This window comes from Achromobacter sp. Root565 (assembly GCF_001427425.1).
In the GTDB taxonomy this organism is placed as follows: domain Bacteria; phylum Pseudomonadota; class Gammaproteobacteria; order Burkholderiales; family Burkholderiaceae_B; genus Achromobacter; species Achromobacter spanius_D.
In genome coordinates, this window is the sequence record NZ_LMGO01000001.1 from 2,732,339 (window position 1) to 2,743,812 (window position 11,474).

An 11,474-nucleotide genomic window follows, 5' to 3' on the forward strand; every position below is an offset into this window, starting at 1 on the left:
TGGCTAGCCTTCGGCGGCCAGCTCTTCCCAGCCCAGTTCACGGGTGCGCTCCAGCGTCACCGTGACCTGGGCCGCCGCTTCGCGCACCGCCTCGATGAGGTCCTTCCCGTTCAGCAGCCGCGACGCGACGCCCGCCATGAACACGTCGCCCGTGCCGTGTACCGACGGCGGAATCGCGATCTCCGGGTGCGTCACCACGGTGGCGTCGTCGCGCGTCACGGCCACCAGTTGCAGCGTGCCGGGCGCGGCGGCCATCGGCGCGGCGCTGGTCGCGACGATCCATTGCGGCCCGCGCGCGATGAGCTCGCGCGCCGCGGCCACGACTTCATCCACCGACGACAGCGGCCGCCCGACCAGCAATTCCAGTTCGAAATGATTGGGCGTCATGCCCTCGGCCAACGGCACCAGCAGATCCCGGTACTGCGCGACCAGCCCTTCGTTCACGTAGAGCCCGTCATTGCGGTCGCCCATCACGGGATCGATGAACACCCGCAGTTCCGGACGCGATGCCCGCACGGCCGACAGCCATTGCGCCAGCAGGTTCGCCTGCCCCGGCTGCCCCAGATATCCGCAGACCACCGCGCGCGCCACCTGGCTTACGCGCCGTTCGTCCAATCCCTGCAGCAAGCCCTCGAACCAGTCCAGCGGCACCGCCCCGCCATGCAGCGTCGGATAGTGCGGCGTGTTGCTCAGGATGACGGTCGGCAGCGCGATCGCGCGCAGTCCCGCCTTGCGGAACACCGGCATCGCGGCATTGTTGCCCACATAGCCATAGACAACTTGGGATTGAATCGAGACGACATCCACCTGCGCGGTGCGGGCGGGCAGCGCTGCGCCTGGGGCGGGGGCAGCGGTAGTTGCGGTCATGAGGATTGCTCCTGGGTATGGGCCGAAGGCTTTCAGGCCATCCGAGTAATGAAATAGATCTTCTTGACGAACTGGTCCACTTCCCAGCGGCCCGTATAGCCTTCGGGCATGACGAATGCCTCGCCCACCGTCAGTTCATGCACCGTGCCGTCCGGGTCCACGAGACGCGCCGCGCCTTCGACGATGTAGCCAAATTCGATGTAGCCCGTGGTGTTGGACTGGAAGGAGCCAGCCGTACTTTCCCACACGCCGGCCTCTGCCTTGCCCGCGTTGCCTTCAAAGGCGGTCACGGTGCGAAAGGCCGCATCGCCCGACAGCGGACGGCGCGGCTTGCCGGGCACGGGGTTCTTCATGGGGCCGGCGTCGATGCGGACGAGCCGCGATTGATCGTTTTTCATCGGGGTTCCTGTGTCTTCCAAAAGCAATTCGATACGCCGCTCGCTCAGTGCGCCGCCACCACCAGCACTTCGGCCATGGCGCGGCTGACGGTGCGCATGCGGTGCGGCAATTCGGAGTCGAAATAAACGGAGTCGCCGGTTTCCAGGCGGAACTGGCGTTCGCCCACGTGGACCTCGATGGCGCCCTTGAGCACCAGCAGGAATTCCTCGCCCGGGTGCGGAAAGACCGCGGCGGCGTCCGGAAACTCGCGTGGCGGATGCACCACGAACGGCTCCATCGCCTTGACCTTGCGGCGGCCGGCCAACGACTCGTAATGATATTCGCTGCCCAGCCCGCGCCGCTGCAGGGCCTCGCGGTCAGCCACGCGCACCACGCTTACCACCTCGTCCTGCGCGGCGTCGTCGGCGCCGACCAGTTGCGACACGCCCACGCCATAGGCCTCGGCCAGGCGCAGCACCGTCGAGATGGAGGGCTCGCTCAGGCCCCGCTCCAGCTTGGAGAGATAGCTCTTGGTCAGTCCCGTGCGCTGCGCAAGCTGTTCCAGGGACAAGCTTTGCTGGCGGCGCAAGGTGCGTAGGCGGTGCGGCAGGTCGATCATGGGGCGGAAAGGCGCAAATACAACCGGTAAGAATGCCCGAAACGGGCGCTTCCGTCGAGCGCCCCCGCCCCATTCGCGTCAGCTCAGCACATTGGCGTGCGTCCGCAGCGCCCGGCGCGCGTAGTACGAAAAGCCCACCTGCGACCGCTTCGGCGTCAGGATCCAGTCGTGCGCCTCGTGTCCCAGTTCGGGCGGAATCGGCTGGATCTTGCCGGCGGCCATCGCCAGCAACTGCATGCGCGCCGCGCGCTCGAACTGCAGCGCCAGCACGCAGGCCTCTTCCACCGACCCGGCCGCGATCAGCATGCCGTGGTGCGACAACAGGATGGCGCGCTTGTCGCCCAGCGCTTTGGAAATGATCACGCCTTCCTCGTTGCCCACCGGCACGCCAGGCCAATCCTTCAGGAAGGCCACGTCGCCGTAAAGCGGACAGTTGTCCATGTGCGAGACCTCCAGCGGGACCTCCAGCATCGACAACGACGCCACATGCAGCGGATGCGTGTGGATGATGCAGTTCACGTCGGGACGCGCGCGGTAGATCCAGGAATGGAAGCGGTTCGCCGGATTGGGCATGCCGCCGCCTTCCTGCACCACCAGGTCCTCGTCGACCAGCAGCAGATTGCTTGCCGTGATCTCGTCGAAGCCCAGGCCCAGGCGCTGCGTGAAATATCGGTTGGGTTCGGGCGCGCGCGCGGTGATCTGGCCCGCCAGGCCAGAATCATGCCCGCCGTCGAACAGAATGCGGCAGGTCAACGCCAGCCGCTCGCGCAGCGTCCATTGTGGGGTCTCGAACTGGCGCTGCATCTCAGCCTGCGCGCGCGCGATCAGTTCATCCTTTCCCAGGTGCATCGTATCGGCCATCATGTCTCCGTCATGCCGTTTCGATCAACGGCGTAAATCCCGGCAGACTGCGCATGCGCGCCAGCCAGGCAGTGATGTGCGCAAAGCCGGACAGGTCGTAACCGCCCTCGCCCGCCATGCTCGTGTAAGGGTACAGCGCGATATCCGCGATGGTCGGCGCGGTACCCACCAAGTAGTCGCGGCCCGCCAAATGCGCGTCCATCAGCGCGGCGGCCTTCATGCCGGCCGCGCGCCACGCCACCATCGCCGGGTCGTCCGCCTTCGCCGTTTGGCGTAGATGGATCAACAGGCGCGGCTGCGCGAAGGCGTGCATGTGCTGGGTCTGCTCGAAGCTCAGCCAGCTCGACACCTGCGCCTGCGCCAGCCGGTCTTCCGGCAGCCAAGGCGTGCCCATGCCCAGATACCAGAGAATGGCCTGCGATTCCGCCAGCCATTGTCCCTCTGGCGTCAGCAGCGCGGGCACCTGCCGCCATGGGTTGATGCGCGCGAAGGCGTCGGTTTCCAGGTCGCCCTGGACGATGTCGAACGTTTGCCGCTTGACCGGCAGGCCCATCAGCCCGCAGGCCAGCCGGATCTTCCAGGCATTGCCCGATCGCAGCGTATCCGCCAGCTCCAGCGGCTTGCCCGCCAGCGGGTGCGTTACCCGAATATTCATGCGTGGCTCCATTTCATGTGCGCGGTTGCTAATCCATTCTGATGTTGGCGCGCTTCACGATCTCGGCCCACTTGCTCTTTTCGCCGCCGATGAAGCGCTGGTACTCGTCGGGCGTGCCCGTATAAAGCTGCGTACCCTGTGCCGCCAGCTTTTCCTTCAGCTCTGGCGACGCGAGTGTTTTCTGCAACGCCGCGTTCAGTGCGGCCATGACCTCGGGCGGCGTGCCCGCAGGCGCAAAGAACGCGTTCCACGAACTGATTTGCAGGCCCGCATCGCCCGCCTCGGTGCTGGCGGGCACGGCCGGAGCAGACGGCAGCCGCTTGTCGGACGCCACTGCCAAGGCGCGCAATTTGCCCGACGCCACATGGGGCATGATGACCGGACTGGCGTCCATCACCACATCCACCTGCTCGCCAATCGCCGCGTTCACCGCCTCGCTGCCGCTCTTGAACGGCACGTGGACGATATCGACGCCAGCCGTCAGCTTCAGCAATTCCAATCCAAGGTGCGGCGAACTGGCGTTTCCTGCCGAACCGAAATTCAGCTTGGCCGGATTGGCCTTGGCGTATTTGACGAACTCAGCAAACGACGCGGCGGGCACGCCCGCCCGCACGGCCAGTAGATACGGCGACCCGGACACCATGCCCACCGGCGAAAACTTGTCCGCGTCGTAGCTGAGCTTGGCGTAGATCAGCGGATTCACGACCTGCGTGCCCACCGTCCCCATGAAGATCGTGTAGCCATCGGCCGGCGCCGCGGCCGCCACCTGCGCCGCGATCACGCCACCCGCGCCGGGCCGGTTCTCGATCACGATCCCCTGCCCCAACACGTCCCCCATTCCCTTGCCCACCTGCCGGGCGACGATATCCGTGATGCCGCCAGCGCCAAACGGCACCACCAGCCGGATCGGCCGGTCAGGATATGCGGCCTGCGCGCCTCCTGACATACCTGCGGTTATCGCCAGCGCGGCTACCAAGCTCAAGACCTTCACCTTCATGCCATTCCCCTTGTGTGCGCCGTCGTGGCGCTATGACACAAAGTGTCCTATAGAGCATTGATTTTCCGCAAGAGGAATTTGATTAGGGAAATCCTTGAGCAGCAGGAATAGAGTTCGCCCTTTTTTGTTGAAGTTCGCCTTTTGGCTTTGGTGGGCAACACCGGGCTTTTGCACGCATCTTGCCCTCTTCTCTGCAAGCGGAGGGCCTACAGACCGAAGAAAGGCGAACTATGTGATAGACGAGCTTAGACTGGCACGACAGCCTTGAACTGTGGTGCTTGGGTGTAAAACCACGGCTGCTTTAATCGTGAAGTTGATGTCCCGCAGCACTAGGCTTTCAGCTGCGGTTATCAGAACCGGAAGCACTGCGGTTAATCTTGTTGGTTGGGCGCGCCCGTAGTTTTTAGCCGCATTCGCCCACCTCAACGACGGCTGTCGAAGACACAACGACAATGTCGACGCTCGCCCGCAAGTAGTAGCCGAAGTCGTCTTCGCTCACCAACTCCTTCATACGTTCATAACTCATAACGCTTTGCAGAGAGCAGTTCGGAAATACAAGATGATTGGGGCACAGCTGCACGAGCATCTGGTAGATGGTGAACTCACGCTGGCTGTTGAACACCTGTTTGACGGCACTAGTACCCTGAGACCGAACAATTCGTCCGATCACCGCGTGTTGAGATTCGCGCTCAAGTAGCGGTTCGATGTGAGGATTGACTCGAAATGTTCTTTCCGTAACTAAGAGCATTCCAAGGTCAACCAGTTTTACGTAATGTCGCCCAGCCCAGGTCAGATCCATGCCGGCGTACGTGGCAACCTCTTCTAGTCCCGTATAGCTTTTTATGCTGGCGAACACACTGAGTAGCTTGCGCGCCGGCGCGCTCAAAGATGGCCAGCGACTTACCGCTGTCCGCTCGAACTGGTCGCGCTTGTTTAGGATAGCAAGTCGTGCAACCGCGTCACTCAGGAGCTGTTGCACCACGTCAGCACGACTTGCCGTCCTTTTTGCTTCTTGGAGCCTTTCGACATACCCCTGCACTCGTCCCAGGTCCTCAGATCGCGCCCAAAGCAGCTTGGCGTTCTGAATGCCAGCCTCAGCAACATTTTTGGAAGTCTCGAGCTCGATGAGGTAGTAATGCAAGGCCTTATCAGCGTCGCCAACCACTTGCTCTAGGTATGCCAAGCGAAACGCATGCCCCGTCTCAAGAAGGTCGTCGCTGAAGGAACGCGCCAGTGGCAGCAACTGAATGCGAACCTTGTCGCCTGACTTGGACAACACACCGAAGATAGGGCCCGCGACCTGGCGCCAGAGGTCCTCGGTCTTTTTATCCATCTTCCCACGTACCGTCGCTAGCCGCTCCAACGCATCGATCAATGGTCCAGCCTCAGACTCGCCCAGGTCCTCGCCGTCGAAGTCCCCTGAGTAGTAGTGCTGCGAAGGCGGAACGCCAACATCTGTCGTTCGACGCATGGCATCGAGCAACAATCTCATCCGACCCGCCACCCCTTGAATGACGTAAGCTGCCGCGAACTGAAACGAGATACTCTGTTCGCACAACCAAGCAAGACCGGGCATTTCCTGATCGCCTTGGTCTTCGTCCTCCAGCGGGGAAAAATCTGCATTCGCAACAAAAATCCGGTATAGGCTTTCCAGCTCGTCTCGACGACAGAAGTCGTCGGGCGAATACTCGAACAGCCGCAGAAGCATTTCGCCGACCGAAGCAATGTGTAGCCCTCGCTGCCCCACGTAGATTTCGCGTACTTCATCGCCGACCGTCATTGTCAGATGATCACCGAACCAATGCGTGCCGCCATCCGAGAATTTCATCAAGGAGCCTACGGCGAGTGACAGATGCTCGTCCACTTCGTTGCGCGGCGCAACCAGAGTGCAGAGCACACGACGCACAGCTTTGGCCACAGCATCCAACACTAACTCACGATGGATAGTAGGCTTTGTCGCCCAGCCAACGATCTTTCGAGAAAAAAGATCCATGACTATGGCCAAGTAAAGCCAGCCTTGCCAAGTTCGAATGTAGGTGATGTCGGTTACCCAGACCTCGTTAGGCCTCGAAACGGTAAATTTGCGCTGCAACAGGTTGGGGATCAGCGGTGATGGCTTGGATTCTGGTATATGCCTCGTGCGATAGCCAAGCGTAGTAGCCAGCGCGCGAAACGCCAAGAACCCGGCACATAGCTGAGATGCTGTACTTGTCGCTGTGCGCTTCAATGAACTTATACGCTTGCCTTCCTTTACTTGGCGCCTTGTTCCCAGACATGAATCATCCCCAATCGGTTCAGATGCTACTCCTGTCCAACAAGCCGTGGTAACTCCACAAGCGCCTTGCTCAGATCGGTGGTCAGCTGGAAGCCGTCAAACCAGGATTCGCCATGTCCTGTATTGATGGCACGGAGGCGCTTGCGATCCGTGCCCGCTTGCGGCTGCGCATTCAATCGGTCGTTGCAACATGCTAGTCGTTCGTGGATGTCCAACGCAGTTGAAAGGTCATCCGCCAACAAAGGCGAACTTTGACGTAAATATCTGCAGTCCAAAGATGCTGTTTCCGGAAAAGGCGAACTTCTAGCTCGCAAAATTTCGAAATTCCTCCTAAGGTCGAAAAGGCGAACTTTATTCCTGCTACTCACCTTGAGCAGCAGGAATAGAGTTCGCCCTTTTTTGTTGAAGTTCGCGTTTCGGCTTTGATGGGCATCACCGGCTATTTCGCGCCCATCTTCTCTTATTCTTCGCGGATGGACGGCCTGCAGGCTGAAGAAAGGCGAACTTTGCAATAAACGCTATTGAACTAGCGCGACAATCCAAGCCGGCAGATTTGGGGCATGCCCGTACGGGCATTGGGGAAGAGACACGGGCGTTTCGAGCACTCCTGCTATAGGTTGGGAGCTGTAAAAGAAGAAAGCCGTGCGTTGTATGGACGGCCCGGAGGCCCTGTGGTCAGTGGCCGCTTCCGGCCAGAAACGGTCTGTCGCCGTAGCGGGCTCCAGACTAAGAACGACCATCGCAAGTGCTTCAAGCGACGGCCGTTGTAGGCTGAGTGCGGTGCGGCCGGTCAGCGACATATTCCGCTATCCACCAGCCGCCTCGGTCGATTCGACCGACACAGTGCGACCTCCTGCAGGTCTGCCCCTTCTCGCAAGGCGTTATGGTCGTGTCCTGTGTCCGTACCTACCCTGCGCTAGATTTGATCTGAGGATCCGTAGAGACTGCAGCGCCCCCAAACGTTCAATCCTGGCCGCACGAGCTGAACGGCAAGCTGGATGAACTTCTCGAACAAATGTTCAACCTGGATGCACTTTATGGCTAGAAAACCAACTGAGGTATTCGGGTCCGTTATCGCACCGAATGGCCAGGGGGTTTCCCCGCCAGCCGATGATCTGCTTGAGCGTGCGGATCACGCGCTCGGACGGCAACGAGAAGTCAACCTCAATGCCCAGTGCCTCGCGGTTGAAGTCGTCGATCACCTTGAACACGCGGATTTCAGTTCGAGTTCGCGATAGATCCGGTACACGCGCTTATGGTTCCAGCCGAAGCCTCGCACATTGCACAGATACAGGAAGCACAGACCAAAGCCCCAATTGCGGTGGTTGTCAGTTGGGGCCGCTCCTGAGTTGGCCGTAGCTGAGCTGGTCCGCGGCGTAGCAATCGCACGCCACCTGCTCCAGGCCTGGCCTGTTCAGGATCTCGATGTTTCCGCGGCGATACGCGATCAGCTTGCGGTGCTGAAGGGCCGAGGCCGCCACCGTTACGCCGACCCGCCGCACACCCAGCATATAAGCCAGGTATTCATGAGTGAGGTGAAAGCTGCCCGAATGCGCGCGGTCTTGCGTCATCAGCAACCAGCGCGCAAGCCTGCCCTCGAGGAAATGAGAATGCATGCAGACCGCGGTCTGGGCGAGCTGCTGCAGGATTACCACGGTATAGCGGCCGATCAGGCCGCGCAGCGCTGCACTGGCGTCCAACTCCTGCCGGAACAGATTCGCTTTCATGCGCAAGGCGGACCCGGCGCCCTGCACGACGGCGCGCAATTGCGAGGTATCGGCGCCCAATGAAACGTCGACGCTCCACATTCCTTCATTGCCGACCAGGCCCACCTCCAGGGAAGCACCGTGCTTCTGCGGCAGAATCAGGGAGATATAGCTCCCGCGCGGAAAGTAGACGTCGTTGATGCGGTCGCCGGGCTGAAGCAGGCATTGCCCGAAGTCCAGGTCAACGGACTCGAAGCGATCCAGCAAACGGGGCCGCTCCCGGCTGGGCAACGCGGCGAGCAGGCGGTTGGGAACATCGGCGATCGCGGGGCGCGGCAAGTTCTGCTCCTGGTTCCATCTCAGGCGCGGACCGCGCCGCCAGTTTGACTCAGCAGGCGCTGATACTCCTGCTGCACGACCATATAGCATTCGCAGACACGAGCCTCCAGCGCTGCGCGGTCCAACACGGTGATATGGCCGCGGCGATACCGGATCAGACCGGCCTCCTGCAGGTGGCCGGCCGCCTCGGTGACGCCTTCGCGCCGCACACCCAGCATGTTGGCGATCAGTTCCTGCGTCATGGCGAGTTCGTCGGATTGCAGTCGGTCCAGGCTGAGCAGCAGCCAGCGGCAAAGCTGCTGGTCCAGCGAATGATGTCGGTTGCACACCGCTGTCTGGGCCATTTGCGTGAGCAGCGCCTGGGTGTATCGAAGCAGCAGGTGCTGCATGGCCCCACCTCGGTCGAACTCGTCTTTCAGCGCCTGACCCTTCAACTGATAGGCGGACCCCGCGCTTTGGACTATCGCGCGGCTGGGCGTGGTTTCTCCGCCCATGAACAAGGAAATGCCAACGATGCCTTCATTGCCGACCACGGCAATTTCGGTGGAGGCGCCATCTTCCATGACGCACAGCAACGAGACAATGCAGTCGATCGGGAAGCAGACATGCCGCATTCGGCCGCCCGGTTCGTACAAGGCTTTTCCCAACGGCAGGGAGACGCGTTCCAGAAGCGGAAACAATCGTTCCATCTCCTGCTGTGGCAACGCCGCCAATAGTTGATTCTGAGGGGGATCGCGTGAATCAGGCATGAAGAGTCCCTCCAACAAGCCCAGTTGCAACGGCCCTATCCTGGGCCGCAACCCGAAAATCCTCCGGCACACTTTGCCCACTCGGCAGGGGCAATCGCCACGCGCTATGTGCGGTGGCGAACGGAGTCCTGCCCAGAGTAGCGCACTATTGGTCGCTGGCCCCGCTAAGCGGGCCGGCGCGGCCAGGTCAGGAATCCATCCCTGCGCTGACCCTGTCACGCTATGGGAAGCCCAGACTCAAGTCCGTTCGCTGGCGCACATAGCGCCGGCGGCCTTGGCATCCAGGTATTTCTGCACCAACGCGCGCGTGGAGCTGTCCAGCCCCTGTGCGTGGGCCTGCCCGGCCCCAAGCGCTTGCGCGATATGCGCGGCTAGCGTCTTGCCTAGCTCCACGCCCCATTGATCGAAGGAGTCGATGTCCCAGATTACGCCCTGAGTGAACGCGCTGTGCTCATAGAGCGCGACAAGCGCGCCCAATGTCCGGGGCGTGAGCTTCGCGGCCAGGAGCGTATTGCTGGGGCGGTTCCCCTGCACCTGCCGGTGCTTCCCTCGAGCCTGCGCGTCGCCAGGGCCGCCCCCCTCGTCCAGAGGGCGTCCGAAGGCCAGGGCCTGGGCCTGGGCGTACATGTTCGCCAGCAGTTCTTCATGGCCGCCCGCCGATGACGGCAGCGGCGAAAGGAATCCGATGAAGTCGCAGGGCACGATCTGGGTGCCCTGATGCAACAACTGATGGAACGAATGCTGGCCATTGGTCCCGCAGGCCCCCCAGTAGACCGGACTGGTTATGCTGCCGACCGGGGCTCCGTCTTGGGTTACGGACTTGCCGTTGCTTTCCATCATCAATTGCTGGACATAGGAGGGGAAACGTCTCAGATCATGGGCATAAGGCAGAATCGCAACGGATCGCGCCCCGAGAAAGTTGTTGTTCCACACGCCCATCAAACCAAGCAGAACGGGAAGATTCTGTTTCATCGGCGCGGACAGGAAATGAGTGTCCATGTCGTGGAAGCCGGCCAGCATCTCGCGGAAGGCGGCGGGCCCGATGGCGGTCAGCAGCGCCAGGCCCATGGCGGAACACAATGAATAGCGGCCGTTGACCCATTCCCAGACGTCGAATACATGCTCCGGCGCGAAACCAGCCTCGATGGCGGCGTCGCGATTGCCCGTTACCGCCACGAAATGCGCCCGCAGCGCGCCCTCGTCCTGGATGTCTTCCAGGCACCAGGCTCGCGCGGCGGCCGCGTTTCGCAAGGTTTCGGGTGTGTGGAAGGTTTTCGAGCAGACAATGAACAGCGTTTCGCGCGGGTCCAGATCACGTGTTGCCAGAAAGAAGTCGGCGCCGTCCATGTTGGACACGAAACGGAACTGCATGTCCCGCCGTCCGTAGTGCTGCAGGGCCGCGCAGGCCATTCCTACACCGATCGCGGAGCCGCCTATGCCCAGGTTCACGATATTCCTGATCTTTTTGCCGGTCCCGCCGAACCAGGTGCCGCTGCGCACCTTGCCGGCGAAATTTTCCATGCGGCGCAATACGCGCTGAACGTCAGGCACCACATCCCTGCCATCCACCCGCACGCTGGCATCGGCCGGCATGCGCAATGCGACGTGCAATGCCGCGCGGCCTTCGCTGGAATTGACCGGATCGCCGTTGAACATGGCGTCTATCTTCGCCGGCAGACGGCTCGTGCAGGCCAGGCGCAACAACAGCTCGAGCGTCCTGCGGGTGATCCGGTTCTTGGAGTAATCCAGGTACCAGCCGGCGGCTTCCTCGCTGAAGCGCTGCCCGCGCTCCGGGTCAAGCTGGAACAGGTCTCGAAGGTGCCGCGGGCGCACTTCGTCCAAGTGCTCGGCCAGCGTCTGCCAAGTGTGGGAGAGCGACACGTCGCTCGGGCCGCCCGTTGCTCGTCTGACCATTGCGCTGTTCCTCCAAGCCGAACGACCGGCCCCACAAGAATGCGGGGCTCGGGTCGCTTATGCCACAGGCTGTGAAGGGAGTCCGTGCGGTAGCGTACAGAGCCTGCGGTCGTG

10 protein-coding genes and 2 pseudogenes are annotated in these 11,474 nt (G+C 61.7%); all 12 read right to left on the reverse strand.

Features of this window, described 5'->3' with window-relative positions:
* Positions 1-3: 3 nt before the first annotated feature.
* Positions 4-867, reverse strand: a complete 864-nt coding sequence (gene pdxK, locus ASD71_RS12225) for a pyridoxine/pyridoxal/pyridoxamine kinase (protein ID WP_056563884.1) — start codon at positions 865-867, stop codon at positions 4-6.
* A gap of 32 nt (positions 868-899) precedes the next feature.
* Positions 900-1,265 (reverse strand): cupin domain-containing protein, encoded by a 366-nt coding sequence (locus ASD71_RS12230; protein ID WP_056563887.1) that lies wholly within the window; start codon positions 1,263-1,265, stop codon positions 900-902.
* 44 nt (positions 1,266-1,309) lie between these two features.
* On the reverse strand, positions 1,310-1,864 hold the full coding sequence (locus ASD71_RS12235; protein WP_056563890.1) for a helix-turn-helix domain-containing protein: 555 nt from the start codon (positions 1,862-1,864) through the stop codon (positions 1,310-1,312).
* 78 nt (positions 1,865-1,942) lie between these two features.
* Positions 1,943-2,725: an aldolase gene (locus tag ASD71_RS12240; protein ID WP_056563893.1), complete on the reverse strand. Its 783-nt coding sequence runs from the start codon at positions 2,723-2,725 to the stop codon at positions 1,943-1,945.
* Positions 2,726-2,735: 10 nt separating this feature from the next.
* Complete coding sequence (locus ASD71_RS12245; RefSeq protein WP_056563896.1) at positions 2,736-3,380, reverse strand: glutathione S-transferase family protein; 645 nt, start codon at positions 3,378-3,380, stop codon at positions 2,736-2,738.
* Positions 3,381-3,408: 28 nt separating this feature from the next.
* Complete coding sequence (locus ASD71_RS12250) at positions 3,409-4,377, reverse strand: Bug family tripartite tricarboxylate transporter substrate binding protein (RefSeq protein ID WP_369818952.1); 969 nt, start codon at positions 4,375-4,377, stop codon at positions 3,409-3,411.
* Between the two features lie 1,897 nt (positions 4,378-6,274).
* Positions 6,275-6,635: pseudogene (locus ASD71_RS28630) on the reverse strand (DDE-type integrase/transposase/recombinase); the annotation flags it as partial.
* A gap of 43 nt (positions 6,636-6,678) precedes the next feature.
* A complete protein-coding gene (locus ASD71_RS27985) occupies positions 6,679-7,164 on the reverse strand; it encodes a hypothetical protein (RefSeq protein ID WP_156395136.1) in 486 nt (161 codons plus the stop codon).
* A 540-nt stretch (positions 7,165-7,704) separates the two neighbouring features.
* Positions 7,705-7,985: pseudogene (locus tag ASD71_RS27665) on the reverse strand (DDE-type integrase/transposase/recombinase); the annotation flags it as partial.
* Positions 7,981-8,697 carry a Crp/Fnr family transcriptional regulator gene (locus tag ASD71_RS12265; RefSeq protein ID WP_056563905.1) on the reverse strand — a complete coding sequence of 239 codons (717 nt, stop codon included), beginning with the start codon at positions 8,695-8,697 and terminating at the stop codon, positions 7,981-7,983. The gene ASD71_RS12265 and the pseudogene ASD71_RS27665, both read right to left, overlap by 5 nt.
* Positions 8,698-8,717: 20 nt before the next feature.
* A complete protein-coding gene (locus ASD71_RS12270) occupies positions 8,718-9,446 on the reverse strand; it encodes a Crp/Fnr family transcriptional regulator (RefSeq protein WP_056566821.1) in 729 nt (242 codons plus the stop codon).
* Between the two features lie 237 nt (positions 9,447-9,683).
* Positions 9,684-11,360: a glucose-6-phosphate isomerase gene (pgi, locus tag ASD71_RS12275; RefSeq protein WP_056563908.1), complete on the reverse strand. Its 1,677-nt coding sequence runs from the start codon at positions 11,358-11,360 to the stop codon at positions 9,684-9,686.
* Between the last annotated feature and the right edge of the window lie 114 nt (positions 11,361-11,474).